This window comes from Paenibacillus sp. JT31N17 (genome assembly GCF_056269255.1).
Genome location: NZ_JBWDNP010000009.1, coordinates 242,733 through 268,667, shown reverse-complemented (window position 1 = coordinate 268,667; position 25,935 = coordinate 242,733). Strand labels below are relative to the sequence as shown.

The following is a 25,935-nucleotide window of genomic DNA, read 5'->3' as shown; positions in this document are numbered from 1 at the left end:
CCGATGAGATGATTTCTGTTACAGTGTGCTGGAGGCTTGCTTCAGAAACCCCGACAGCAAGGCAAGATCCGGAGTGTCGCCTTCCCGCAATTTGATCCACTTCCGTTCGGCTGGCCCTTCAAATCCCTTCGGAAAGTCGATGCCGTTTGCATTCATGATCATGAACGCAATGGCGTCTTTTGAAGGCGAAATAACCGCTGCATACTGTCCGTTTTTCAGAAAATGAGGTTTCTTGTACTGAATGCGTTCTTCGGCTTCCGGAATCGTCTCATGAACCATGTCCCGCAGGATCGAACTGATCCCACCTTGCCATTTCGGCAAATTTTCGATGTAGGCTGTAACTTCCTGATTCACTCTGTTTTCCCTCCTGTTTGGATAGTGCATTGCTTATGTATGAAATATACCATTTCGGGAATATTCCTGTCAAGGAATATTAAAACTTTTCCTTTATTAAGGAAATCCAACCTGAACTTGAGTATTTGATGTGGTTTCTTCTGTCTTTAGCCTTTTTAACTGATTTCCTTTCCATCAAAGTGGATATGCCACATGTTATACCAAACGGATTTTTCAGACAAATCGTGATTAACTCCTGAATCTTATGGCCTGGCATGTCGCTCGCCTGGTCTCCGACCAGTACTTTTGTCGATACACCTCTACGTAAAGATTTCGCCATACGCAGGTATCCAAGCTACACGGAGGCTTGCCCTCTCCCGTGACCGGACTTTCACCGGTCAGATGATGCGCGCTTCTGGGAAGCAGTTGAACGAAAGGCTGCCATTTACAATGGCAGCCTCGAACTGGTGAATATCAGCTATCGTAACCGTTAGTTTAAATTTGACCAATGTTTTCAATCATGATCTGGATTTTCTAAGGTGTCCGTCGCAGCTCCTGAAAGCACCCCTTTGCTTCATAGCGATCGAGGTAAGAAGCTCTTGGATGACAATAACATGATCCAAAGCTGTCCCGTGTTGGGCGGTGCATCGATAATGGTCCAATGGAATCTTTTTGGGGGACCCAAAATGTGAGAAGTACTATTTACACATGTACCATACTTTTGAAGAGCTTGAGCGAGACATTGAGGCTTACATCCACTTTTACAATAACGAACGATTACAAGCGAAATTAAACGACCTCAGCCCGGTGCAATACAGGACTAAGGCTGCATAATTGAATTTATTTTTTGTACTGTCTACTTGACGGGGTGCAGTTCATCCTAGACTGCCGCCGTATTTACAATGCGTCCCCGTTGGCGGGGATCAGCTTCCATAACCGGAGAATCGCGACCGTCTTTTCTGCTCTTGTAACTTGCCCGTCGGGAAATTGCCTTCACGACCCTCGAATACGCGATGCTGAGCGGTCGATTGAATGTAGCCCCGTGCAAAGGCTGGCGTCGTTGAGCAGGCTGCTGCGGCCCTTTTCGACCTTGGAACGAAGATCGGCCGAGTGGTACGCCTCCGCGATGTTAAAATTATCGGCAAATGGCTAGCACTGTATGATATGCCGACTGTGCCATCCTCACTTCTTTTGGCCCCAATGCGGAGTAATCATATTCCACTATTCTTGAATCAGCAGTTTATATACTTGCGACAAGTGTCATGTGAAGACTCGCTTGCGACTCACCAACCAACCTGTTGCAACAAAGAGGAAACCTTCGACAAAAAAGGTCATTCCTCCGAGGAAAAGGTAGCCAAGGAATTTATCAAACGTGGGCTGGAAGAAGGCAAGAATCAAATAGGCACCGCCATAAAGGGCCATCCCCGCACCAAATACCCAGGTGGCAATAAACACCAACCACCGTGCAACGCTCTGACTCTTTGGTCGCACGAAGGCTACCACTACGCTAATGGCACACACTAGAGCGGTGAGCAGAGCCACTCTTTGTTCTGCAGCGACGACCCACTCATAGATAGCAAAACTGCTCAACGCCAGGTATGCCAACAGAAGGGTCAGGATTTGCAAGCGGCGTTGACTGATCCAACGAAACGGCCAGACCAACGTCAGCGGCAACAATGCAACGGAAATGAACAAGAGCACCGAGATAGTGCAACTGAGCAAGTAAATCCCGTAATTGTCGGCAAATTGAGGTCGAACAATGAAAGAGCCACCTCCAAAGAACAAGAAGACATGGATAGCAGCAAATAACAAACCCCAGGCACATGCCGCATATCCAATCCATTTCGTCCACGGGTTCACTGTAACGCTTTTAGCATTATCCATATGAATGCACTTCCCTTTTTGTGTAATTAAAAACTTATTTTATCAACGAAATCAAAAACGATAGAGGACACAAAAAGCGTAGTCAGAAGAAAAACTAAAATCAAATAAAAGACTGTGTTTCTTCTCAAAGTAGAAAGTAGCACACCGGAAGCCTGGGCATAATGAGCAGCTGTTAAGCCCGCCAAAATACCCATGATGAAAAACCATGGTTCATATACCAAAAAATCCCATAGAACCATTCTGTAGACATCGAGTTCAATAAAGCCAGGGAAGTCATCAAGGGTAATGATACTTGTCAAATGAAGGGCCCTTGTTATGATTCCGGCGGTTCCGTGAGCAATTAAAAAAGCGGTACAGATGAGGGTGGGGATTAAAATAATGAACCGGTGGATCTTTCTCCCTCCAACGAACGGGATCCAATTGGGAACCACCCTTCCCCAAGGCTTGACGAGTGCGATCAAGACAAATCCGCAGACCATGATGATAAGCCCAGCGATATAACTTACCATGGCAAGCGTTTCAGGATTTATTGGTTGACCTGGAATCCCTATCGATCCACCTGCTGCTTGATAGAATCGAATGAAAACCGCATACAGGACAGCCCAGACGCAACCAACGTAACCCGGCCATACTGATGTCTTTGTAAAGCGTTCAAAGGCATTCAATCTTTGTTCGATTGGAGTCTTATTGCTCACAACTTGGTCCATAATCTTTGATCCTCCAATTTAGAGTTCGCCGCAGTGCAAACACCGGTCGCGTCTTCGGTAGTAGTAAGCAATTGATGCACCTGCTAAACCAACCCCCCAAAAAATAAAGAGAAATCCCGGTCCCGAGGCTCCCCAGTTTGCGAGAAGATGCTGGATATCGAAGGAACCGTTCACGATCGCTTGTATAGTCGTAAACCACATTCCAACTCCGGCTATGGTGATTAAAATCGAAACAATCATGGCTGGAATAACCGCTGTCAGAGGGTGAACCCGCTTGCCGGCTTTGAACGGAAACCAACGGGGATAAATTTCACCCCATCGAGAGATCAGCCCATGCATCAGGATGGCTCCGGAGAAATCCAGAGCGGCCAGTACCCAAGCTTGCCAGGGTAAATGATAATAGCGAATCCCGTCATAGCTAAGTCCGAACCCTTCAAATAATCCTTCAACCGGATATCCGAGAGGAATGCCAAAGTTCCACGCAAAGCGGGTCAAACCATAAGGTAAAGCAGCAATGATCGCGATCCATGCTAGTCTCTTGCACCATTTCATCGCAATCGCCATTCTCGTTGTATGGTCAATACTAGGCTTCCGACCGCAGTTCGAACAAGCATGATTGATTTTCCGTCTATATGAGAGAAGCGATGCTCCCCATAACAATCCGCCTATTACACAGATGACTTGGTTCCATACTTGCCAATCGACTAAACCATAGTAAAGCATGAAAGCATAGGCGAAATTTTGCAACAAACGAATGTCGGGGATCACAAAAAGTAGAATGATGCACATAAAGGCCCCGAATGTGACAGGGATGGAACGGGAAATCCGCTTCCCCCATGACTGCACCATTGCCAGTGCCACCACCGCGCCTGACAATCCAAGAAAAGCTATAATAGGCGCCGTTACCTCTGGCGTTATTCCGGCTAGCATCGACATCGTTTCCCCGGCCATAGCCCTAGCATCATTAACTCCAAAGGGAAAACCAGCTCCTCCAAACATCCAGAACAATCCGAGCGCCCCATACATTAAGGACCAGGCGGCGGCTGCATACGCAACCCAAGCGGGCCACTTCCTCCACCAACGCAGGCTTTTGTCTGCAGTGTCAGCGCTATAACCTTGTGGATTGTGCGAAAGTTGTCCTCCCATAGTATTCATCACTTTATCACTCACCTTGACCACAATGCTTACAGCGGCCGCGTCTACGGTAGTAGTAGGCGAGCGTCGCGGCACCCAATGCAAGCCCCCACAATGGCCAAAGAAGGGATGGCGCAAAGGTGCCGATGTTGCCTTGAGCAAAAGCACCCAAGAGAAATCCTCGCCACATCATCAAACCAGCCTCTAAAGTAAGTACAGACATAATGAGAGCTGGAATGATGGCAAGTGCGGGTGGAACTTTTTTGCCGGATAGGCCCAGCGTCCAGCGTGGAAAGACTTCCCCCCAACGCCGAATAAGTCCGTATGTGAGAACTGAGCCTCCTATTTCAATAAAACCCAGACTAGCTCCAAACCACCAAATTCCCGGGAATTCCTCATTCATACTGTGAAGAAATTCACTGCTGACCAGCAGTGGAATATCAAATGCCCAAGCAATTCTTGTTATTGTATACACCATGGGGATGAAGACAGCAATCAGCGTGACCCATTTGCCCCACCTGGCTGCGGCTGCCGGCTCTGTCCATCCGGCAACGCCTTTTTCCGTTCTTCCGCAATTTTCACAAGCGAAATGGACTCGCCTCTGGTATGCAAGGGCGGTTAATACCCATAGAAATCCCCCGATGATGCAGAGAAACTGGTTGAGTATACTCCAGTTTATAATACTGAATTTAAGAAGGAAGACGTAGGCAACACTGGCGAGTGTACGATAATCAGGGACGACTAGAAGAAGCAATATCGCTAAGAGCCAAGCAAAGGCCGAAAGAGTCAGTCGAAGACTCCCTGCATGTCGCCGGCGCGCCAGAGTGATCATTAAGCTAACCACCGCACCCAATAAGCCCATAGCTGCAATAACTGGAGCCGCTGTTTCCGCGTGTACAAAACCGAGTACCGAGTACTCAGGATTGGGGTCATGACCGTGGCCAAATGGAAATCCTTCCCCTCCCAATGTCCAATAAACACCTAGCAGACCATAAAGTAGTGACCAGACAGCCGCTGCATACCCGATCCACTGCGGCCAATGCGACAGCCTGATTGATCTGATCGAAATTTGGTGTTGAGCAGTAGAATGCATAATAAAAAACCTCCTGTTTTGCTTTGCGGTACCCTTGAAAGAATGAGCCGACAAAGATCGGTCTGATGTCTTTCATTATAGGGATCGCAAGTAAACACGAGGTAAACGGAAACACAACTTCAACTTAATTCCCCGCTAAGGGCAGCTGAATCGAAATCGAAGTTCCTTTATTGATCTGACTCATCACGCTCATTTTTCCACCATGCGCTTCGATAAGCTGTCTGGCAATGGATAATCCCAATCCCGATCGGCCTTGAGACGATGTAGCGTTTTCCCCTTTTGACAGTGAATCGTTTATACCGATACCGTTATCCACTACATCAATTTCCGCAATCTGATCGCCAGCATGCTTAATGTGAACCACGATTTCGGTTCCTTCCGGATTATGGACAATCGCATTAACAAGCAGATTTCGGAGAGCTCTCATTAGCAGCTTCGAGTCGCAAGATACGACAAGCCCTAACGTCTCCGACGAATCCAGCATAAGAGAATAGCCGGACGCCCAAGGCGCACTGCTGACATCAGCCAATGTTCTGCGTACAAGCTCAATGAGATCTACTTCGTTCAATTTAATCGGAATTTGCGTATGGATATTTTCATTCAGATCTTGGACAAGCTCCTGGAGGTGTGCGGCCTTCTGCCCGATAACAGACTGAAACTCCTTCTGTTCCGTTTCACTCCACTGGTACCCCGGATTAAGCAGCATTGCGGAATACCCGGAAATGTAAGTTAGCGGCGTTTTCAAGTCATGGGATATGCCCTGAATCCATTCTTGTTTAACTTGCTCCGACTTAAGCTTGTCCTGATGATTTTCTTTAAGTGTATTTGTAAGTAACAGCAGGTGATCATACAGTTCTTTATAGAGCGCATACGGCCGTTTAAGGGTGTCCTTTTTCCGGGAGTGGATGGCAATCCAGCTTTCGGGCACCTCATAATTCCCGTTAGCCAGCTGCCTGATCCATACGATCATCCCGTAAATCGGTTTTCCTAAGTACCACCCGATAAGCAGTAACGTGAACAGGAAGAAAATGCCGGCCACCCCTAATCCATACAATTCCAAACCAACAGAATTTTTAGCGTTTGGCCAAAAAAGCTCTAAAGTCACGAACAAGACCAACTGTACGCTTAGGGAAAAAATAACAACTACCAATAATAGCAGCAGTGCAATTCGAATCATGAAACTCATAGCTTTTTCCTATCGACAGGGGCAACGAGCTTGTAACCGATCCCTCTTAGCGTCACGAGGATTTGAGGATCCGATGGGTCTTTTTCAATCTTCTTCCGTAGTCTGGAGATGTGGATAACGACAGTCTTCTCATCCCCTTGCACCATCGAGCCCCATACTTGCTCGTAAAGCTGTTGCGCAGTAAATACGCGGTTAGGATGCTTGCAGAAATACTGCAACAGTTCAAATTCCTTGGCTGGACACGGCACGTCTATCCCATCAACGATAAGCTCTCCGGTCGTTGGATTTACAGAAAAAGTATCGTATTCGTATACCTCTTCAGCGTGATTTGGTTCCGCTGAAGAATAAACGGATATTCTTCGAAGTTGAGCATGTATACGGGCTGCAAGCTCCATCGGGTTGAATGGCTTCGTTAAATAATCATCGCCGCCAAGGAACAGGCCCTGCAGCTTATCCAGGTCACTTGAACGGGCAGTAAGAAATAGGATTGGAGCATGCGTAATTTTGCGCAACTCTGTGCATAGGGCAAACCCATTCATATCCGGGAGCATGACATCCAGCACGATTAATTTATATTGGGCATGGCGAACAGCCTGTAGAGCTTCAGCCGCCGTGAGTGCTTTGGTGATAAACGCAAAACCCTCTTTACGCAGCAAACTATCCAGCATAACCAAAAGGCCTTCCTCGTCATCGATCAGCAATATCCTCTCTTCTCTCAACATGTAAATCTCCTTTGCAAAGAAATATTACTATACGAAATGTGTGCGGCATTACGACTTACCTAGCCGATACCGCAGGAACAGTCTAAAGTGAGGCACCCGTTGCTCGGACTCACGAGTTTTGAATGAATGAATTTGCTTAAATCCTCAGCTTGCCAAGATATAGCATGGTTCCAATCAACGAAAATAAGATGGTAAGCTTCAGCTAGGTCATCAAAAAATCTATAATAGACCCATCCAATATACTCACACCTTCTTCGAATCCATTTGTCCATATTCAGAAAGACACTTGGCGTGTCCGCCAGCGAGAAGTATCCGCACCAACCCATTAAGTATTGGTTCAGCTCTTTGATTCGCTCTTCCATCTTCATCGCCCTTCTTCGAGAGGTTATCTCCCGAATCCTGGTCTCTGCTTTCTGTAAGGATTGTTTTGCAATCCTTATCTTAAGCAGCCCTTTTCTCATACTAAAACTAAATCCTAGAAACTTTCGCTTCCCTGGATGATCTACCGCGCTCTTTGCTTGGTTTACCTTTAGCTTTAGTCTTCTCTCGATGAATTGGGTAACGGATGCCTTGACTCGTTCGCCTGCTCTTTGGGTTTTCACGTAGATGTTACAATCGTCCGCATACCGGACGAAGCGGTGTCCACGTTTCTCTAATTCTTTGTCCAACTCATCGAGTACGATATTGGATAATAACGGACTAAGAGGTCCGCCTTGTGGCGCGTCCCTTCATTCGTCGGTTTAACCAAACCGTTCTCCATCACGCCCGATTGCAGGTATTTGCGGATAAGCAGGAGAACTTTCTTATCCTTCACTTTCTCCGAAATCTTCAACATGAGGCGATCATGGTTAACACGGTCAAAGAATTTCTCCAAATCCAGATCGACAACGAATCCATATCCCTCTTTCATGAATTCTCTTGCTTTCCTCACGGCATCATGTCCGCGCCTTTTAGGCCGGAACCCATAACTATGTTCGGAAAATTGTGGATCAAACAATGGGTTTAACACCTGTGCGATTGCTTGCTGGAGCATTCGGTCTGTTACGGTAGGTATACCTAACATCCTGACGCCGCCACCATTCGGTTTCGGGATTTCGACCCGACGTACAGGGCTGGGCTGGTAGGTTCCTTCTTCTATCTCTTTGCGTATCGTCAGCCCGTTTTGTACGATGTGTTCCCGTAGGAATTTTACAGACATGCCATCTACTCCGTGGCTTCCTTTATTTGCTTCTACACGCTTTAATGCTTCAAGAAGGTTTTCCCGTGACAGCAACTGCTCCAACATTTCTACAACTCCTTACGTGATTTGTACTTTCCTCTTGTGCCAGAGATAAGCTCTGCCCTGCCGAAGCCCCACAGGGAATTCACCGCTTCCTTCTTTCAGTCAGGTCCTTTCGGATTTTCTGCTTTCACCACTCATCCTGAACGCCTTGATGTACAAATACCTATTTCATGTTCAGCCCTTCCGGGAGCTGTTGCAACAGCTTCCGTACTATGGCCTCTGCTGACTTCTGTACGTTCAGCCTACTTTCACAAGCAGGATTACGAAATTATTTCGCGTTCCGTACAGATCTCCCCAGGTAAGAACGCTATCTTCCTCTCCATCTATCTGCTTCATTTACTCTCGTACGCCTTCGGCAGTAAGGACTTTGGTTTGTACTGCAACCTCATCCAACGTACATTAGCCTCATATGAAGTTCGTGTTCCTCAGACCGGAGATTTGCCGCCGGCTTCCTTCAGATTCCACCTCGCGGTGGACACCCTTGCCTTAAGCTATGGCTACTACTGCCTTCACCATTCGGGACTTGAACCCTAGAGATAACGCCCATGCTATGGATATAAATGTAAAGAACCCTCTAATTTCGAGAGTTCTTTTTTATGTGTGATTATATCCTGCTGAACTAACGTTCCTCGTTATTTCAATAACCTAGGGTTTATATATGCCAATAATTATTGGATTGTTTTTTGCTATTTTTGTACCCATCATTACAAGCTTAATCATCAATTTGGACGTAATCCATTGATAACCACGAACGTTTTCAATCGAGATTCTCTCAGCAAACTTTTCTTCCAATCGCTTTTTCGAGTAATTTGTGACATTCGTACAAAGCCGTTTTTCTACTATTATCGTATGAACTAATCTTGATATCCTTCAGTGTAAATTTGGAAGGTTACACCGAATTTATCTTTAATCACCCCGTAAGCAGGACTAAAACCCATTTCTGATAGTGGCATTTCAACATGTCCGCCATCCTGTAAGGCTTCAAAAATTTGGCGAGCTTTGTCTGCATTGTCAAACGTGACACAAATGGTCACCAGGTTTCCTTCTTGAGCTGGTTGACCTGGGAATGTATCTGAAAACATAATTACTGACTCTCCAACCCTTATCATAGCGTGTGAAACAAGGTCTTTTGCATCCTCAGGGAAAGGAAAATCTGGGGTAGTAGGCACTTCACCAAATGTAATAACTCCTAAATTTTCTGCATGAAATACCTTTTCGTAAAATCCAATTGCTTCTCTTGCATTTCCGTTCAACTGTAAATAAGGACTAAATTTCATTTTTTCAGCTCCTCTGATTTTATTGGGAGTATTGTACTCCAAACCATTTTAATCATCGGCGATCTTGATCGCCAGATCGACATCCCATTTTGACTTTCGATGCTCAATTTTGGGATTGGTGAGATAGGCTTCATAGCGGCACCGAAACGCGTCGCCTTTCGAATCATCCCAGCGATCCCATCGAATGCCGTTTTCTCTGGCCCATCCGATGAGCACTTTGTTCCCTCTCATGCCAGAGCCTCGATAGATCAAGTTCGCATAATATCCCGCCTGAAGAGTGACACGCGGATCACCTGGCAGGGTCTGGCTCATCTGAATGCCAAATTCAATATCCATCTCCCCGGTCATATCGATGACATGATAACGCAGGAATGCGGGGCCTTCGGGATCGCTACCCTGTGCCTTGAACCAGGCAAACAGCTCCTTGCGGAGTTTGTCGACCACGCCAAACATCCCTTGAAATGGCATCTGTGCGCGTATGCCCATGTAATGCTTTTTGCCGCGATGCTCAATGCTGGCTTCACCGACTTCGGATGTCATGGTATCTCCTCTTTTCCTACAGCACGTTACTGTGTGGAATGAAGTTCAATCATAGCTAAGGGCCAAACAGGCATTCAATCTCCTGATCCAGGCGGAGGGATGGCTGCTGACGCATAGGAGAGGGCCACCGATATCCTTATCAAACTTCATCAGCAGGATTACACGTCCCATATGCAGCCTCCTTTATGTCTACATTTTATCATCCAACAGCAGGCCCGGTTTCTCATGGATTGCTAATGTGCACAGTCCGGGCCCGACTGAACACAACTTTAGTTTAACGGAGGTGGTAAATTAAACAATTCTCCCTCTATGGAGAAACGTTTTTCTCTTAAATGCTCACGTATTCTTAGAATTTGATCGTAATACGAGTGTACCAGATAAAATTCTAGTGGAACTAAATTGAAGATGAAGAAATATGTGGGGCTGGAAAATGCACAAAAAGTCCTTACCTAGACCACTTGCTGAGGTCACCAGATCTTTCTGGTCGATCTCTTTTTTTCGTGGTCGTAAAATAACGGTAGCCGGGGATCGAACGTTCGTGCCCGTGGGACTCGGATCCCGAAAGCTATTCCGTTCATCCCCCCCTACTTGTTAAACCATGATTAGGCTAGTTGGGGCACGACCCCGAATCACATACGATAATATGGACGACAAGAAGGTTAGGGGTTACCGGCGAATATAAAATAAGGAGTGGTTACATGAATCCTGTCATTGGACTGGATGTTTCTAAAGGTGAAAGTCATGCTCAAGTATTCACTAATCGAGGAATCTCATATGGAAAGATCTTTCGCTTTGATCATCATCTTGAGGGGCTAGCGTCGTTCCTAGACGATGTGCAAGATCTAGAATCCTTTACCGGACTACGTCCGGCAGTCGTGTTAGAAGCAACTGGGCACTACCATAGCCCTGTCATTCCGTTTCTAGATGAGCATCAATACTTGTATATCGTCATTAATCCTTTGATCTCACATCAGGCTAAAAAAACTAATTTACGCAAGGTCAAAACGGATACTGCTGACGCCTATCAACTAGGGGAATTGTTCTACAAAGAAGAGTTGGAACCGTACAAAAAACGAGGACAATTCATGATGAATCTACGTTATCTGACCAGGCAGCATGACTCTTTAACAGCTATGTATGTGCAAGCGAAGCTGCAGTTGCAGGCCGTTCTCGATCAGGTCTTCCCGGAATACCGAGGCGTATTTGGAGATCTATATTCGAAGGTGTCCCTTCGTTTTCTGACTCTTCACCCTACCTCTTCTTCGGTGCTGACCAAGTCTCTTCATGACATTACCGCGACGATTCAGTCGCTTTCTGGGCGGGCGAATTACGCATGGGCGCTTGAGCGAGCGCTGAAATTAATGACTGCTGCAAAACGTAATCCGTTCAAGGAAATGGTTTTCTCCAGCCATCTCATCTCACTGGAACTGCTTATACATCTGCTCTTGCAGTACCAGGAGCACCTTTCCAACCTCCAACAGTCGATAGATGCTCTGGCTGCAGAATTGGACGAATATGAGTTGATCCAATCGATACCCGGCATTGGCACTAGAATTGCAGCAACAATTCTGGCTGAAGTCGGTGAAATCGATCGATTTGATCATGCCAAGAAGCTCGTTGCATTTGCCGGTATTGATCCAAGCGTCTTCTCTTCTGGCAAGTTTACAGCAACTCGAAACAGGATTACCTAGCGTGGTTCACGAAGGCTGCGAACAACCTTATACCTGGCCGTACAATGCGGTCTGCGCAGCTCGCGTAACCCCAAGCTCAGAACTTATTACGATAAGAAGCGTGCTGAGGGAAAGCCGTTTAAAGTGGCTGTTATTGCCTGCGTGAATAAGCTAATCCACTGGATTTACGCGATTCTTACCAACAAAGAAGCATTTCGTCTGAGCTAAGGAAGAAACACTATCCTTCTGAGGAAAATCTTCCTATCCTCCAAAGGATGGTTATTTGGTGTGCTTTTTTCAGTATAGCATCATGAACTTCAGCCTTTAAGTATTAAATATTGACAAGCTATTAGCTAGAATAGCTCAACGTCCCAGCAATACATCTGTATAAAATAAGTGATTTTGCGCGGGTCAGAGATGCTGAGGATATGTGCATTTAGTTCCTCACTGGAGTGGATCGTTTTGTGCTGAATGCCACTTTCGTATGGTTCAAGCAGTTGCTTCGTTGCCATGTGTTCCCCCGAACTGTTTCTCCACTACTAAAATAAACAAAAGCAACTCCCGAAATTCGGAGCTGCTTTGCCTTTGGAATATTACTTTACTTATTCTTCTCGTCTTATATCCTTTATTGTTTTACTAGGCTTCTATAAAAGCTGTTTCTGAGGCACTATCCAATATCAATCCATTCACCAAAAAATCGGGTATACTCTCGGATTTATTGTTACATATATATGCCGCCATCAACACGTAAGATCTGGCCTGTCATATAGGAAGAGTCGTCGGTGCACAAGAATCGAACTACCTTGGAGACTTCCTCCGGCTGGCCAAATCGAGCTAGCGGTATAGACTTTACCATATCATTACGTATTTCATTCGACAGCTTTTCAGTCATATCAGTTTCAATGAAACCTGGGGCTACCGCATTGACTGTAATGCCGAAAGAAGATAGCTCTTTGGCAGTCGCTTTAGTCAAACCTATCACACCAGCCTTTGCCGCCGAATAATTTGCTTGTCCCGGATTACCATGTATTCCAGCAGCCGAAGAAATATTGATAATTCGGCCACTTTTTTGTTTAATCATGGGACGAGTCACCGCTTTGATACAGTTAAACACGCCCTTCAAATTCGTCGAAATCACCTCATCGAACTCTTCTTCTTTCATACGCATCATTAAATTGTCTCTAGTTATCCCAGCATTATTCACCAGAATATCAATTTTCCCAAAAGCTTCAATTGTCAACTTTACCAAATCAGCGGTTTCCTGCAAGTTACTGACATCGGCTCGGCATTTTATCGCTTTTCGGCCGATCGCTTCAATTTGCGTCACAACTTCTGCTGCAGCGTCCTCACTTCCTGCATAATTAACGACCACATCTGCTCCCGACTCTGCCAAATGCAAGGCAATGGCACGGCCAATTCCTCTAGATGCTCCTGTTACGAGTGCAACTTTACCGTTAAGCATATTTGTCCTCCCTAAATTTATTGAGTGATTCCAGACTTCATGGAAACAGCACGTACACTGCAACTCACTTTCTTTAGCCAGTATGGAGATGATAATCTAAATCTTGAGGCATCAAAGATTCTATTGTAGAAATACCGTATTTACCTTCAATTAAATTATTCCAGAAGGATTCTACGCTGTTACGTAATGGTGATATCATGCCGGCTTCTTTGTAAGTCCTTCTAGATCAGTTAGATGTTGCATTAATGCAACATCCTATTTCACTAGATAGTCAAAAATTACTTCCGGCTGTGATAATGACAAATCAGTAATAATATGTTGAGCCGATACAATCTCAAGTACAGGTAGATCTGCCATTGGGGCCATTGCATGGGCAAACAATTGCAGCCGGGCCGGGGCAGTCCAGGCACCAACAAGCGTTACATCTTTTACCTGAGTACGCATCAGTTGACATACCCTCTGACTGCCATCCATGTTCGGCACAATTTTGAGCATGTATTGTGCCTTGCAAGTCTCTTGAAGTGCGATCTCCGAATCGAGGGGCTGATGTTTATAACCCATAGTAGCAGTGGCCACGCGCAGCGATCCGTAGTCCAGAGTACCGACCAATGTGTCCGAGTCAGTATACAATTTAGGAAAGCCAAGTTTTTTCGGGTATGCACTTGCCTCACGTCCGCCGGCGATCGAAGGAAGATTGTCCACATACATCGCGTGCAGGTAATCCCCCTTCTCGCCATTGAAGGTCACAGGGATCAACTGACCGGATTCTGTGTATGGTCCCAAACTAGTCGCGTCCGGTAAAAACATGACCTCAAACTTGACTAAAGGCTCCTCGATTTCAAGCGGCTCAGGAACGATGCGTCTAAGAGCTTCCATTTCAGTACGATATACAATATATATAACCTCTCGTTTATTTAGACGAACATTCAAAGTATAAGCAGGAGCCCCTAGTGGTGTTGTAATTTGTTTACGTACCTCATTAATATTCATTTTTCATCCGCCTCTCCCTTAAATGTTATTTAAAAGATGCCTTGAATAATTTCAGTATAATTTTCTGTACTCGATCTAAAATTCATCATTACTAAAGATATCTTGTACGGTAAAACCATCACATAAGAACCCCAAAACAGCCTTTGCGTAGAGCTTGTTCTGCACAAATTCCATCTGTTAATGCCTGCTTATACTTTTTCATTCCTAACTCGATATTCGCCAACAATTCATATGTATAGTTTGCGAATAATCGAAATGGTAAACTCCACCCTAAGTCTCGACCAAACATATTAATGTTCCCACATCTACCGTCTCTCCTTCTTGCACAACAATTTCAACTACTGTTCCGCTGATAAGAGAGGGAACTTCGGTATTCACTTTTATGGTACTTATTTCACATAAAGGATCGTATTTGTTCACTTTATCTCCAATTTTTACGAGCCATTTGTGAAGGGTCCCCTCCGTCACACTCTCCCCCAATTGGGGCATCACAATAGGTTTGATATGTTCAGTCATGATTTTCCTCCGGTCGAATCAATTTTGAGCCAGCTCGAGCATCGCCTGATAGACTTTATCCGGATTGAGCATGAAAAACTCCTCCATGCTCGAATTAAATGGCATAGCCGGGACATCCGGACCGCAGAGACGTTTGATCGGAGCGTTCAATTCATAGTGACATTCCTCCGCAATTACGGCGGCCACTTCAGCTCCAACACCGCCTTCTCTGTTGTCTTCATGGACAATTAATGCTTTCTTCGTCTTGCGGACAGCCTCTACGATCGATTCCTTATCCAAAGGATAGAGAGTACGCAAATCCAGTATATGGGCGGAGTAACCTGCTTCTGCTAGTCTCCCTGCCGCTTCCAAAGCAAAATGCACGGTGAGCCCATAAGAAATCACCGTCAAGTGTTCCCCTTGTCTTAAAATGGACGACTTTCCAATCGGAACTAAATAATCTGAATTTGGCACTTCTCCTTTGATCAACCGATAACATCGCTTATGTTCAAAAAACAAAACTGGATCTGCATCTCGAATAGCTGACTTCAGCAAACCTTTGGCATCATAGGGAGTGGACGGAACAACCACTTTTAGACCTGGAATGTTGCAGAACATCGCTTCGACGCTCTGAGAATGATAGAGGGAGCCATGAACACCTCCTCCAAAAGGAGCCCTGATCACCAAAGGACAGTCCCAATCTCCATTGGAGCGGTATCTCATTTTTGCTGCCTCATTAACGATTTGATTAATGGCAGGCATAATATATTCGGCAAATTGAATTTCTGCTACTGGTCTCATCCCATAGGCAGCTGCTCCAACGGATACACCAACAATAGCCGCTTCAGACAAAGGAGTATCCATGATCCGTTGCTCTCCAAATTCCTGCTGCAGTCCTTGTGTTGCCCGAAATACCCCTCCCCGAACTCCAACATCTTCTCCCAGAACAAACACTCTTCGATCATGCTGCATTTCCTCATGCAGAGCCTGTGTAATAGCCTCAATAAAAGAGATTACTGCCATCTCTATCTCCCCCTATATCGCATAAACATGATTAAGAGTTTCTTCAGCAGCCAAGCCGGGGGCACTTTGCGCATATTCCGTGGCCTCGTCAACTTCTCTGGTGATTCGATCATTAAGTTCTTTCTCTGCATGTTCTTCCAGTATCCCTATTTCATATAAATAGTTGCGAAAGGATACAAGCGGGTCATTTCTCTTCGCTTCCATTACTTCCTCACGGGAACGGTAAGAGCGATCATCGTCATCGCTTGAGTGAGGGACCAAACGGTAAAGGACCGCCTCTATCAAAGTGGCACCTTCGCCACTTTTTGCTCTGTTAACCGCCTCTTTCATCACTCTATACACTTCCAAAGGATCGTTGCCATTTACGGTAATGCCAGGAATGCCATACCCTTTTGCCCGATCTGCAATGTCTGTACAAGCCACTTGTTTCGAATAGGGGACCGAAATCGCATATTTGTTATTCTCGCAGAAGAAAATGACTGGAAGCTTGTGTACACCTGCAAAGTTGACCGCTTCATGAAATTCCCCTTGACTGGTGGCCCCATCTCCAAAAGCAGTTAACACAACCGGATAATCTCCCATCATTCTACCAGCTAAGGCAACGCCTACGGCATGAGGTATCTGACTGGCCACGACGCTAGAAGTCGAAAGGATATTATATTTTTTACTTCCATAATGTCCTGGCATTTGTCGGCCGCCGCTGTTTGGATCTTCTGCCTTAGCATAAGCAGCGAGCATTAACTCCTTTGTCGTCATCCCAAAAACAATGGCCATGACCATATCTCGATAATATGGGCAAAGGAAATCTTTCTTTGCATCCAACGCGTATGCTGCTCCTACTTGTGCAGCCTCATGTCCCTGACAGGACACGAGAAAAGGAATTTCCCCTGCACGGTTAAGAAGCCACATCCGCTCATCAATTTTCCGAGCCAGAGCCATATCCCGGTACATATTTAGAACCTGTTGATCCGACAAGCCAAGTTGCTGATGCTCGTTTCTAGAGTCGTAATCTAACGTCATGGAAAAACTCCTTTCATATGAAATTAATAGCAGTTTATCTTTCAATTTACCAATTAAGAGAGCACACTGCCCATGAAAGACCGGCACCGAATCCGGCAAGCATAAGTTTATCCCCACGTTTAATTCTGTTATTCTGCAATTCATGAAACAACGCTATAGGAATAGAAGAAGATGAAGTATTCCCATAGTCCTTCATTTGTATAGAGAACTTTTCCTTCGGGATTTCCAGCCTGTCACGGAGTGTTGTGATCATATATTCATTTGCTTGATGAAATACAAAGAAATCATAATCACTAACTTTTTCATCATTTTGTTCAAGAAATGTTCCAATACTTCGTGTTACTAGTTTCAATGTAAAATTAAAGACCTCGAACCCATTCATATGAATATTAGCTCTTGTACGTACGTTACCTTTTTCATCTGTCTCTTCAATTAAAGCGTCAGGAGTGATAGGTTCACGCACTCCACCAGCAGGAATGATTAAACTTTCAGCACCGCCACCATCAGTACCGAAAACAAAAGGTCCCATTAATGAAGTGGCCTGTTCACTTCTGGATAATAAGGTAGCTGTTGCACCATCTCCAAGTAGGGGACGAGTAGAATTGTCTTTTGGGTTTACAAATTTACTAACCGTATCTGCGGTGACCAACAATACATTTTTCACGGTTCCATTTTCAATTAGTCCTTTTGCTAGAGACAGTCCATAAACATAACCTGAGCATGCAAGATTGATATCCAGAGCTCCGCATGTTTTAGGTAACCCCATTCGATGTTGAACAGCACAAGCTGTGGCCGGCGTGAAAAAATAATCAGGGGTAGTCGTACAATATATTAAAAATTCAATTTCTGATGGATCGCATACATTGGTGTCAAACAACTTTTGTATCGCTTGGCATGCTAGATCTGATGAATATTCATTTTCTGCTGCAATATGCCTAGAGTAGATGCCTATTTTTTTGGTTATATTACTATCCGGATCATTCAGCTCTTGATTAACTGGAACAAAGATTTCAATGGCCCTCATATAACTTGCATGCAAAAATATCACCCTCTTCATATAATTGATACTGGGACATTAAATTTCCTATATATTTGCCTATTTGAAAGAGGCATATCCATCGTCAAGCATAACAACACTTCCATTAATAGCACTGGCTTCATTTAATGAAATCATGTATACAGAATCAGCGATTTGTTCTGGCTGGATCAGCTTCTTGCTCATCATCTTAGATTCGAGTAACTCTAAGAAGCCGCTATCTTTGTAGGGCTTGATGATGTCGGTATCCACGTAGGCTGGTGCCACACCAACAACCCTAATGCCGTGAGGAGCGTATTCAAGCGCGGCAGCTTTGGTCATCATGTTGATTGCACCTTTGCTTGCGTGATAAGGGAAGGTACCCACACTGGCCAAATAACCAAATGTAGATGAATTGTTTATGATAATTCCCTTCGTGTTTAATTCCACCATTTTCTTCCCGGCTGCAACAGTTCCATAAGCTACGCCATGCTGATTCACATTAATAGTTTGGTGGTATTCATCCATATTGAACTCTAATAATGGTGTTAGGAAGCCTTTCCCGGCGTTATTAAACATCACGTCAAGGCTGCCAAACGTTTCTACAGCTGTTTCGATCAAGGATTCCACTTCCTCGTACTTCGAAACATCTGTTTTTACAAAAATTGCTTCTCCACCATTCGACTTAATGTACTGAACAACTTCATGTCCACGCTCTTCATTAAGGCCTGCAATGACGACTTGGTCACCTTGTTGCGCAAACTTATAAGCTGTATGCTTCCCTATACCACGTGTTCCTCCAGTTATAACCGCCACTCTCTTGCTAATCATCATCACTCATCCTCAAAGTTTATTTTGTACAACCTACTCTTCTACCAAATAGGTCAGAATATAAGCTAATACCACCTCTAACACGAGAATGTCTGCCATTGGAGCCAGTGCATGAGCGAACAACCGGGCGAGAGCTGTCCAAGCACAATGGATGGTCGGATTGATAATCTGGGTACGCATCAATTGGCATACTTTCGGGCTGCTTTCACCTGCCACAATTTTGAGCTTGAAGGCCGGCTGAGAAATCTCTTGAAGAGCCTGCTCGATATCGGAAGCTCACCGGTAAGCCTGACCAGCTTACGTATAGGCCCCAAGCCTGTAGCATCCGGAAAACCCTTACTTTTACTTTTTTTTGCAATTACAATCGGTTTTTTTTCAACGCTTCAAACTTTCTCAATTTCTAAAAAAATAACTACCTGGTTTTGCTCCACAAAGATATCGACATCGTTTATACTTTCTTGTGGTATTAGTTCTACGAGCTCTTGCATTTGTCCATTAGTTCGATAAATAAGCCACCAATCCATCACAGCTTCCATATAGCCACAATCAGCAACGTCCGGAAGATAATTACCTATCAACAACCGTCCTCTTGGGTTTAGTAAATCAAATAACTTGCTAGTTAATTTTTTTGCTACGCTATCCTTCAGATAATCATATAGACCAGCAGTGTATATCAAATCAAACTTAGGAAGAGACACTCTATCTTTAAGAATGTCAAGAACAGAGGCATGTATGGCTTCACCAAAGTCTTTTATCAGCTCTTCTGTCACAGAAAGGGATTCTTTATCTTGATCAATGGCCACAAACTTACCAATACTTTGGTTATTAGTCGTAACACTATCTTGCACTTCTCTTAAATGACCAGAAGAGATCGCAAGAATAGAAGGATTCTTAATTCGTTCTGATGTTTGATTAATTTTTCTGGAGAGGATACGTCTTCTTTCACGAACAGCATTGCATGCATTGCTTATGCTGTTTAACTCGTAGTATAGAGCCTCCGAAACATCTGCTTGTCCCTCCTTGAAAGGTAGCAAAGTTTTGTCATTATAAGCATAAATCAAGTCCATCATGACAGGGTCACCTGCATAGCCACGTGGTTTTTCGAACACTCGACGTGTTAGTGGCTCCTGTAGAAAGAAATGGTGTATTGAATGTTCACGATATTGTATGATAAATCGTTCCCAGTCTTCTGTTGATAAATGTGTACGTATGTTTCTTAATCCACCATACAAAGTACTTAAAGCTGCAGAGAATTGACCTTGATTAATCAATCCTTCAACCTGACCAAAAAGAAGCTCTTTTATATCCGTAATGTCCAACCTATCGGCTAGATTCAATTTAGTGCACCTCCGCAATAATCATGAGTACGTCCATTATATAGAGAGCATTTCGGATATTATTCGATTTAGATTAGTCCTTTCATTTACCAAGTAAGAGAGCATACTCCCCATGACAGACCCGCACCAAACCCGGCAAGCATCAGTTTATCCCCACGTTTAATTCTTTCAGCTTTCAATTCGTGGTATAAGGCAATGGGAATAGTTGAAGAGTTCGTATTTCCGTAGTCCCGAATCTGTATAGAGAACTTGTCTTTAGGAATCTCTAGCTTACCGCGGAGAGCGTCTATCACATATTCGTTAGCTTGATGAAAGACAAAGAAATCGTAATCATGGACAGTCTCTTTGTTTTGCTCGAGAAATCTTTTTATACTTAGTCTTACTTCTTTTAATACAAAATTAAAGACATCGAAGCCATCCATATAAAGTTCAGCTCTTGAACGCGTGTTACCCAATTTATCAACTTGTTCTACTAGCGCTTCAGGAGTAATGGGTTCGCGTAACCCACCTGCAGGAATGATTACTTTGCCTACACCACCACCATCTGTACCAAAAGTGAAGGTTCCTATAGATGAAGTCCCAAGTTCACTCCTGGATAGTAAAGTAGCCGTTGCACCATTTCCAAATAAGGGCCGTATAGATTTGTCTTTAGGATTTACAAATTTGGTGCTAGTATCTGAGGTGACCAACAACACATTTTTCGCCGTTCCGTTTTCAATCAATCCTTTGGCTAAGGAAAGTGTATACACGAACCCTGAGCATGCAAGGTTAATATCCAAAGCCCCACACGAATTTGGTAGACCTACTCGATGTTGAATTAAACAGGATGTTGATGGCATTAGATAATCAGGTGTTGCCGTACAGTACAATAGAAACTCAATCTCTGACGGGTGACATACATTAGAATCAAACAATTTTTGTATGGCTTGACATGCTAGGTCCGAGGGGTATTCATTATCACCAGCGATATGTTTGGAGTAGATGCCTGTTTTTTGGGTTACGCTACTTTCTGGATCGTTATATTCTTTGTTCTCAGGAACGGAAACTTCAATCGCTTTTATAAAACTTGTATACATAAATCTCACCCTCTTTGTCGCAATGATGGAGACCAAATATATTCAGTGTAGACCCGAATAAGATCAACATTAAAACTACAAATCAAATCATTACTCCATTTTAGATAATTTCGTTTCCACTTGATCGATTATCTTTTTGACAGTAGAAAAGTCCGAAATGAGTAGTTCGTCACCATCATTAAAATTAACTCCAGTGCTATCTTCCAAATCAATTACCAGTGTCACGAAGTCCAAAGAGTCTAGTCCTACCGCAGTTAGATCTTCGTTCATATCAATCTCACGTTGTAACTTCAATGTTTGTTTCACTATTGCAATAATTTCCGGTGTGACTTCATTAATAGTTTTCATTAACTTATCTCCTCATTAATGTAATTTTGTAGCTTAAATGAATAGTTTAGCTATTTTTCTGTTCAACCAACCCGAACAGATAGGCGAATGATCCTTTCAAATCGGATCCTACAATATTTTTTGTACGCAAAAAACCTCCAATCTAATAGATTAGGAGAATACGAAGGAAAAATATCCATCATATTCGGTAACTGGCTGGCATCATGGAATAGCTCGTCCACCTTAGCCCCTATAGCTTTGCGTCCCCCCTTTTCAGATGGGTTTGCCTTTGTCGCATGAAATTTTAATTTACTTTACTAATATATACTTATATACCACATTATAGAATGGTCTTTTCGACCTATTTCGGTAAATTTCAACAAGATTCGTGCAAAATTCTTATGTGAAACGAAATATATGACCCCCTCTCTACGTTTAATATCTTTCAAATTGCTCCCCCACGCCCGCCGCGCCAGGAATTTTTAAGCATATATCGATTTCCTAAAACTTACCTTTACATATGAATTTAACTAATTTTTTATAGGTTTCCGCCTATCTCAACAATTGATCAGCAAAACACCCAATACTAAAAAAACCTCTATAACATAAATTAACCCAATAATAACTTGTATCTTTACTCTTAATTTCTTATATCGGTTTATTTCGTATATTTTTGAGCTGCATATATTAGAAACCATAATCTCCGCGAGACTCCTCCCATTGCATGAAGGAATCGACAAAACTTTACAAAAATCGCCATCCCTATTATAATACATTTGCTTACAAGATTAATTATTTTGTTTGTAAATTATTGTACATATTGAGAGGGTTAAAAGGAGGTGTAGCGGCAAAATATTGGATATTATTGGAAATATAAAAAACGATGGGAATCTATAATTCATCTATATGAAAAACACTCAAATGAATGCGCGCTTGACAAAGATTTTTGGATTTAAGCAAGACAGACAAGGTCAAAGCAATTATTTTAAGTTGTGAAAACTTCCGGTTTTGCTTCTGCTTTTGTCGTCATTACCGACGATCTCGTCATGTAGAAGGGAACATCGAAATGAAACTGCTAGTGGCCGGTAAAAAGGCTAAAAATCTCCGGCGATACGTTGCGTTAGGGCTTATGATGCTGCCGGGCATCCTCTACCTTTTGATCAACAATTATTTGCCGATGTTCGGCGTCATCATCGCGTTTAAAGATTTCAACTATACCAAGGGCATCTTCGGCAGCAACTGGATCGGGTTCAAAAATTTCGAGTATCTATTCAAGACATCCGATGCGCTCCTGATTACCCGAAATACCATTCTATATAATGCCGCTTTCATCTGTTTAAACCTAATCGTGCCGGTCTTTATGGCGATTCTGCTCAATGAAGTCAGGAAAAGGTGGCTATCGCGCTTTTATCAGACCGTTATCCTGCTGCCCTACCTGATCTCGATGGTCATCGTCGGCTACCTCGTCTTCGCGATGCTCAGTGCGGATACCGGCTTCCTGAACAAAACGGCCCTGCCGATGCTGGGCTTGCCGGACTTCTCCTGGTACAGCGAGGCGCATGTATGGCCTTATATTCTGACCGTTGTTCATCTATGGATCAGCGCGGGCTCCTTGAGCGTGATCTACTTAGCCTCGATTATCGGCATCGATCCCGAGTATTACGAGGCGGCTACGATCGATGGGGCCGGTAAGTGGCAGCAGATCAAGCGCATCACAATTCCGCTGCTGGTGCCGGTGATTACGATTATGACGCTGCTGCAGATCGGCCGCATCTTCTATTCCGACTTCGGCTTGTTCTATCAGGTGCCGCTGAACGCGGGCGCTCTGCAATCGACGACCAACGTCATCGATACGTATGTCTACCGCTCCCTGATGACACTCGGCGACGTCGGCATGTCCTCGGCAGCCGGCGTCTATCAATCGCTTGTCGGTTTCGTATTGGTGCTGGCGGCTAACTTCGTCGTCAGAAAAATTAACAAAGATCACGCTTTATTTTAAGAAGGTGGCTCGCATGAAAACGAATAACTCTGTCTGGCAATGGTTCGTGCACATCGTGCTGCTCTTCATATCGACCTTATGCCTGCTTCCGTTCATTTTACTGCTCATCACATCCTTTACGGACGAGCAGTCGATTCTTCGCCACGGATATTCCTTTTTTCCGGAGGCCTTCAGCATGGCTGCCTATCAGTACTTATGGCATGAAATCGACCGCATTTTGCGCGCTTACGGCATCACGATCGCCATTACGGTGATCGGGACCGTTGCCGGACTGATCATTACGGCGCTTCTAGCCTACCCGCTGTCGCGAAAGGAGATGCCTCTCGGCAGGTTCTGGTCGTTCTTCGTGTTCTTTACTATGCTGCTTAACGGCGGACTGGTGCCGCAATACTTAGTCTACACGCAGCTGCTCGACCTGAAGAACACGCTTTTCGCACTGATCGTGCCGGGACTGTTAATGAATGCCTTCTATGTGATGATGATGCGCACGTTTTTCGCGACGTCGATCCCGGCTCCCGTAATCGAGTCGGCCAATATAGACGGAGCCGGCGAATTCCGGACGTTCGTTCAGATCGTGCTTCCGCTGTCGCTGCCGATCTTGGCAACCGTCGGGCTGTTCCAAATGATTCATTATTGGAACGATTGGTTTAACGGCATGATCTACATTACGGACAGCAAGCTGTTTAGTCTGCAGAACCTGCTGAACCGCATCCTGCTCGACTTCGATTTCCTGACCAGCAGCAACTTCGCAGGTAATACGGGCGATAGATATGCTGATGTTCCGAAGGAGACGGTGCGCATGGCAATGGCGGTCATCGGAATCGTTCCGATTCTGATTGCCTATCCGTTCTTCCAGCGCTATTTCGTAAAAGGGCTCACGATTGGCGCAATTAAAGGGTAAGGCCTTCTCCAGTTTTCCGCTGGTTGGCATATAACATTCTCTCAGGAGGTTTTCATTCCATGTTGAAAAAACGAAAAGCCGTACAAGCAGGACTGGCTGCCCTGCTGGCATCGGTAATGCTGCTGGCAGGCTGCGGCGCGAATAACGCAAGTAGCGCTAATAATGCGGGCGGCACCCAAAACGCTGGTGGGTCATCGTCATCCGAGCCAACCTCATCGCCGACATCAATCGCGTCGGACCTGCCTCCCTATGAGCTTAAGATCGCCTTTTGGGGCAATGATCAGAAGGATTTACCCGAAGTCGAAGAAGCAATGAACAGAATTTTGAAAGAAGAAATCAATGCCACGATCAAGGTGATGCCGGTAGCTCCCAGCCAGTGGGCGCAGCAATCGAACTTGATACTCACCAGCGGCGAGAAGGTGGATCTGATGATCGCCTCCACTCTACATAATTATCCCTCGCTAGCGGCAAGTGGGGTATATCTTCCGCTTGACGATCTGTTAGCAAAATACGGTTCCGGCATCCAGGCAGCCGTGACACCTGCCCAGTTATCGACTGCTAAAGTAAACGGTCAAATATATGCCGTTCCGACAGTCAAGGACATGGCCTCTTACTACGGCATTGAGATGCGTAAAGATTTGGTCGACAAGTACCATATTGATATAACCAAAATCAAAACTCTTGACGATCTAACTGCCGTCTTCCAGACCATCAAAGAAAACGAACCGGATGTAACGCCGCTTGTTGCCAAAAACCCTGGAACCTCTCCGTTTTATGCAGGTTTCCTTCCTTTTGATCCATTGGGGGGAAGCATCGGAGTGCTGCCGGATTACGATAATGGGCTGAAAGTGGCCGATTGGTATGAAACGCCTCAATATGCAGATGAATTGAATTTGATGAATAATTGGTATCAAGCCGGTTACGTGCTGAAGGACGCTGCTACGAGCAAACAAAGCGGCATCGAGCTCGTGAAGGCAGGGAAGGCATTTGCGTTCTTGGGAAACATGAAGCCTGGCTTTGACGCTGAAATCTCCCGGGTTGTCGGCGCAGAGATGGTCAGCGCCAGACTGACCGACGATCATGCGACCTCCGATACGATTAACAACTCCATGTGGTCGATTCCGAAAAGCTCCGAGAATCCCGACAGAGCGATGATGTTGCTCAACCTGCTTTACTCGGACAAACAGCTGTATAATCTGCTCGCCTGGGGAATCGAAGGTAAGCATTACGTGAAGAAGTCGGATAATGTGGTTGATTTCCCGCCGGGCGTTGATATTATGAACGTTTCTTACAATTTCAACTTATCCTATTTGTTAGGAAATCAGTTCCTGTCCTACACCTGGACCTCAGAAGACCCGGACAAGTGGAAGAAGACAGACGAATTTAACAAGAACGCTACACCATCGAAGGCGCTAGGCTTTGTATTTAATGTGACCAATGTGAAAACAGAAGTGGCCGCGGTCAGTAACGTAGTGTCTGAATACGCCCTCAGCCTTGAGACGGGGACGCTCGATCCCAAGGAAAATCTGCCGAAGTTCATCGACAAATTGAAGGATGCAGGAAGCGATAAAATCGTAGCAGAGAAGCAGAAGCAGCTTGACGATTGGGCAAAAACTCAGCAATAACGGCAA

The 25,935-nt window shown here is 44.7% G+C and carries 24 protein-coding genes, 3 pseudogenes and 1 riboswitch; of the genes and pseudogenes, 5 read left to right on the top strand and 22 right to left on the bottom strand.

Translation table 11 applies throughout. The features are described from left to right. Positions 1-18: 18 nt before the first annotated feature. Entirely contained in the window at positions 19-354 is a 336-nt protein-coding gene (locus AC0YOB_RS25575; protein WP_475795160.1) for a DUF1801 domain-containing protein, read from the bottom strand. A 687-nt stretch (positions 355-1,041) separates the two neighbouring features. Between AC0YOB_RS25575 and AC0YOB_RS25570 the strand changes: the two genes are divergently transcribed. Next, complete coding sequence (locus tag AC0YOB_RS25570; RefSeq protein WP_475795159.1) at positions 1,042-1,167, top strand: IS3 family transposase; 126 nt, start codon at positions 1,042-1,044, stop codon at positions 1,165-1,167. Between the two features lie 426 nt (positions 1,168-1,593). Here the strand turns inward: AC0YOB_RS25570 and AC0YOB_RS25565 are convergent, their stop codons facing one another. The 10 genes and pseudogenes from AC0YOB_RS25565 to AC0YOB_RS25520 form a co-directional block, all read right to left on the bottom strand. Next, positions 1,594-2,217, bottom strand: a complete 624-nt coding sequence (locus AC0YOB_RS25565; protein ID WP_475795158.1) for a hypothetical protein — start codon at positions 2,215-2,217, stop codon at positions 1,594-1,596. Positions 2,218-2,243: 26 nt separating this feature from the next. Then, positions 2,244-2,924 (bottom strand): DUF3995 domain-containing protein, encoded by a 681-nt coding sequence (locus AC0YOB_RS25560; protein WP_475795157.1) that lies wholly within the window; start codon positions 2,922-2,924, stop codon positions 2,244-2,246. A gap of 18 nt (positions 2,925-2,942) precedes the next feature. Beyond that, positions 2,943-4,094 (bottom strand): hypothetical protein, encoded by a 1,152-nt coding sequence (locus AC0YOB_RS25555; RefSeq protein ID WP_475795156.1) that lies wholly within the window; start codon positions 4,092-4,094, stop codon positions 2,943-2,945. After that, on the bottom strand, positions 4,087-5,151 hold the full coding sequence (locus tag AC0YOB_RS25550; protein WP_475795155.1) for a hypothetical protein: 1,065 nt from the start codon (positions 5,149-5,151) through the stop codon (positions 4,087-4,089). The genes AC0YOB_RS25555 and AC0YOB_RS25550 overlap by 8 nt, the downstream gene beginning before the upstream one ends. 124 nt (positions 5,152-5,275) lie before the next feature. Further along, on the bottom strand, positions 5,276-6,337 hold the full coding sequence (locus tag AC0YOB_RS25545; protein ID WP_475795154.1) for a sensor histidine kinase: 1,062 nt from the start codon (positions 6,335-6,337) through the stop codon (positions 5,276-5,278). Then, positions 6,334-7,056 (bottom strand): response regulator transcription factor, encoded by a 723-nt coding sequence (locus AC0YOB_RS25540; protein WP_475795173.1) that lies wholly within the window; start codon positions 7,054-7,056, stop codon positions 6,334-6,336. The genes AC0YOB_RS25545 and AC0YOB_RS25540 overlap by 4 nt, the downstream gene beginning before the upstream one ends. 233 nt (positions 7,057-7,289) lie before the next feature. Next, a pseudogene (gene ltrA / locus AC0YOB_RS25535) lies at positions 7,290-8,344 on the bottom strand (group II intron reverse transcriptase/maturase); the annotation flags it as partial. An 851-nt stretch (positions 8,345-9,195) separates the two neighbouring features. Further along, the gene (locus AC0YOB_RS25530) at positions 9,196-9,618 is read right to left on the bottom strand and encodes a VOC family protein (RefSeq protein WP_475795153.1); all 423 of its coding nucleotides are present in this window, start codon (positions 9,616-9,618) and stop codon (positions 9,196-9,198) included. 48 nt (positions 9,619-9,666) lie between these two features. Beyond that, positions 9,667-10,158 carry a hypothetical protein gene (locus AC0YOB_RS25525; protein WP_475795152.1) on the bottom strand — a complete coding sequence of 164 codons (492 nt, stop codon included), beginning with the start codon at positions 10,156-10,158 and terminating at the stop codon, positions 9,667-9,669. 45 nt (positions 10,159-10,203) lie between these two features. Then, positions 10,204-10,329, bottom strand: coding sequence for a hypothetical protein (locus AC0YOB_RS25520; RefSeq protein ID WP_475795151.1), 126 nt, complete (start codon positions 10,327-10,329; stop codon positions 10,204-10,206). A 527-nt stretch (positions 10,330-10,856) separates the two neighbouring features. Here AC0YOB_RS25520 and AC0YOB_RS25515 point away from each other — a divergent pair. Further along, positions 10,857-12,056 (top strand): annotated as a pseudogene (locus tag AC0YOB_RS25515) (IS110 family RNA-guided transposase). A gap of 493 nt (positions 12,057-12,549) precedes the next feature. Here the strand turns inward: AC0YOB_RS25515 and fabG are convergent. The 11 genes and pseudogenes from fabG to AC0YOB_RS25460 all read right to left on the bottom strand — a co-directional run bounded on the left by fabG (position 12,550) and on the right by AC0YOB_RS25460 (position 21,425). Then, on the bottom strand, positions 12,550-13,290 hold the full coding sequence (fabG, locus tag AC0YOB_RS25510; protein ID WP_475795150.1) for a 3-oxoacyl-[acyl-carrier-protein] reductase: 741 nt from the start codon (positions 13,288-13,290) through the stop codon (positions 12,550-12,552). A 255-nt stretch (positions 13,291-13,545) separates the two neighbouring features. Continuing rightward, the gene (locus tag AC0YOB_RS25505) at positions 13,546-14,280 is read right to left on the bottom strand and encodes an acetoacetate decarboxylase (RefSeq protein ID WP_475795149.1); all 735 of its coding nucleotides are present in this window, start codon (positions 14,278-14,280) and stop codon (positions 13,546-13,548) included. A 276-nt stretch (positions 14,281-14,556) separates the two neighbouring features. Next, positions 14,557-14,796, bottom strand: a pseudogene (locus AC0YOB_RS25500) (biotin/lipoyl-containing protein); the annotation flags it as partial. An 18-nt stretch (positions 14,797-14,814) separates the two neighbouring features. Then, positions 14,815-15,798: an alpha-ketoacid dehydrogenase subunit beta gene (locus AC0YOB_RS25495; protein WP_475795148.1), complete on the bottom strand. Its 984-nt coding sequence runs from the start codon at positions 15,796-15,798 to the stop codon at positions 14,815-14,817. A 12-nt stretch (positions 15,799-15,810) separates the two neighbouring features. Beyond that, positions 15,811-16,818, bottom strand: a complete 1,008-nt coding sequence (locus AC0YOB_RS25490) for a thiamine pyrophosphate-dependent dehydrogenase E1 component subunit alpha (protein ID WP_475795147.1) — start codon at positions 16,816-16,818, stop codon at positions 15,811-15,813. A 46-nt stretch (positions 16,819-16,864) separates the two neighbouring features. Then, a complete protein-coding gene (locus AC0YOB_RS25485; RefSeq protein WP_475795146.1) occupies positions 16,865-17,857 on the bottom strand; it encodes a 3-oxoacyl-ACP synthase III family protein in 993 nt (330 codons plus the stop codon). A gap of 57 nt (positions 17,858-17,914) precedes the next feature. After that, complete coding sequence (locus tag AC0YOB_RS25480) at positions 17,915-18,664, bottom strand: SDR family NAD(P)-dependent oxidoreductase (RefSeq protein ID WP_475795172.1); 750 nt, start codon at positions 18,662-18,664, stop codon at positions 17,915-17,917. A 33-nt stretch (positions 18,665-18,697) separates the two neighbouring features. Continuing rightward, positions 18,698-18,931: a hypothetical protein gene (locus AC0YOB_RS25475; RefSeq protein WP_475795171.1), complete on the bottom strand. Its 234-nt coding sequence runs from the start codon at positions 18,929-18,931 to the stop codon at positions 18,698-18,700. Between the two features lie 116 nt (positions 18,932-19,047). Beyond that, positions 19,048-20,001 (bottom strand): hypothetical protein, encoded by a 954-nt coding sequence (locus AC0YOB_RS25470; RefSeq protein WP_475795145.1) that lies wholly within the window; start codon positions 19,999-20,001, stop codon positions 19,048-19,050. Positions 20,002-20,087: 86 nt separating this feature from the next. Beyond that, entirely contained in the window at positions 20,088-21,077 is a 990-nt protein-coding gene (locus tag AC0YOB_RS25465) for a 3-oxoacyl-ACP synthase III family protein (RefSeq protein WP_475795144.1), read from the bottom strand. A gap of 90 nt (positions 21,078-21,167) precedes the next feature. Then, the gene (locus AC0YOB_RS25460; protein WP_475795143.1) at positions 21,168-21,425 is read right to left on the bottom strand and encodes an acyl carrier protein; all 258 of its coding nucleotides are present in this window, start codon (positions 21,423-21,425) and stop codon (positions 21,168-21,170) included. 183 nt (positions 21,426-21,608) lie between these two features. After that, positions 21,609-21,702, bottom strand: a riboswitch (cyclic di-GMP riboswitch). Between the two features lie 768 nt (positions 21,703-22,470). Here AC0YOB_RS25460 and AC0YOB_RS25455 point away from each other — a divergent pair. From AC0YOB_RS25455 to AC0YOB_RS25445, 3 genes are read left to right on the top strand one after another with little or no spacing between them, the layout of a single operon-like run. Further along, positions 22,471-23,403, top strand: a complete 933-nt coding sequence (locus AC0YOB_RS25455; protein WP_475795142.1) for an ABC transporter permease — start codon at positions 22,471-22,473, stop codon at positions 23,401-23,403. A gap of 13 nt (positions 23,404-23,416) precedes the next feature. Then, a complete protein-coding gene (locus AC0YOB_RS25450) occupies positions 23,417-24,304 on the top strand; it encodes a carbohydrate ABC transporter permease (protein ID WP_475795141.1) in 888 nt (295 codons plus the stop codon). 59 nt (positions 24,305-24,363) lie between these two features. After that, positions 24,364-25,929, top strand: a complete 1,566-nt coding sequence (locus AC0YOB_RS25445; protein WP_475795140.1) for an ABC transporter substrate-binding protein — start codon at positions 24,364-24,366, stop codon at positions 25,927-25,929. Positions 25,930-25,935: the final 6 nt, after the last annotated feature.

Bases quoted from the DNA above. Each gene is read 5' to 3' on its own strand.
- AC0YOB_RS25570 (WP_475795159.1), top strand. From the start codon at position 1,042: ATGTACCATACTTTTGAAGAGCTTGAGCGAGACATTGAGGCTTACATC.
- AC0YOB_RS25565 (WP_475795158.1), bottom strand. From the start codon at position 2,217: ATGGATAATGCTAAAAGCGTTACAGTGAACCCGTGGACGAAATGGATT.
- AC0YOB_RS25560 (WP_475795157.1), bottom strand. From the start codon at position 2,924: ATGGACCAAGTTGTGAGCAATAAGACTCCAATCGAACAAAGATTGAAT.
- AC0YOB_RS25550 (WP_475795155.1), bottom strand. From the start codon at position 5,151: ATGCATTCTACTGCTCAACACCAAATTTCGATCAGATCAATCAGGCTG.
- AC0YOB_RS25545 (WP_475795154.1), bottom strand. From the start codon at position 6,337: ATGAGTTTCATGATTCGAATTGCACTGCTGCTATTATTGGTAGTTGTT.
- AC0YOB_RS25530 (WP_475795153.1), bottom strand. From the start codon at position 9,618: ATGAAATTTAGTCCTTATTTACAGTTGAACGGAAATGCAAGAGAAGCA.
- AC0YOB_RS25525 (WP_475795152.1), bottom strand. From the start codon at position 10,158: ATGACATCCGAAGTCGGTGAAGCCAGCATTGAGCATCGCGGCAAAAAG.
- AC0YOB_RS25520 (WP_475795151.1), bottom strand. From the start codon at position 10,329: ATGGGACGTGTAATCCTGCTGATGAAGTTTGATAAGGATATCGGTGGC.
- fabG (WP_475795150.1), bottom strand. From the start codon at position 13,290: ATGCTTAACGGTAAAGTTGCACTCGTAACAGGAGCATCTAGAGGAATT.
- AC0YOB_RS25505 (WP_475795149.1), bottom strand. From the start codon at position 14,280: ATGAATATTAATGAGGTACGTAAACAAATTACAACACCACTAGGGGCT.
- AC0YOB_RS25495 (WP_475795148.1), bottom strand. From the start codon at position 15,798: ATGGCAGTAATCTCTTTTATTGAGGCTATTACACAGGCTCTGCATGAG.
- AC0YOB_RS25490 (WP_475795147.1), bottom strand. From the start codon at position 16,818: ATGACGTTAGATTACGACTCTAGAAACGAGCATCAGCAACTTGGCTTG.
- AC0YOB_RS25480 (WP_475795172.1), bottom strand. From the start codon at position 18,664: ATGATTAGCAAGAGAGTGGCGGTTATAACTGGAGGAACACGTGGTATA.
- AC0YOB_RS25465 (WP_475795144.1), bottom strand. From the start codon at position 21,077: ATGTATACAAGTTTTATAAAAGCGATTGAAGTTTCCGTTCCTGAGAAC.
- AC0YOB_RS25460 (WP_475795143.1), bottom strand. From the start codon at position 21,425: ATGAAAACTATTAATGAAGTCACACCGGAAATTATTGCAATAGTGAAA.
- AC0YOB_RS25455 (WP_475795142.1), top strand. From the start codon at position 22,471: ATGAAACTGCTAGTGGCCGGTAAAAAGGCTAAAAATCTCCGGCGATAC.
- AC0YOB_RS25450 (WP_475795141.1), top strand. From the start codon at position 23,417: ATGAAAACGAATAACTCTGTCTGGCAATGGTTCGTGCACATCGTGCTG.
- AC0YOB_RS25445 (WP_475795140.1), top strand. From the start codon at position 24,364: ATGTTGAAAAAACGAAAAGCCGTACAAGCAGGACTGGCTGCCCTGCTG.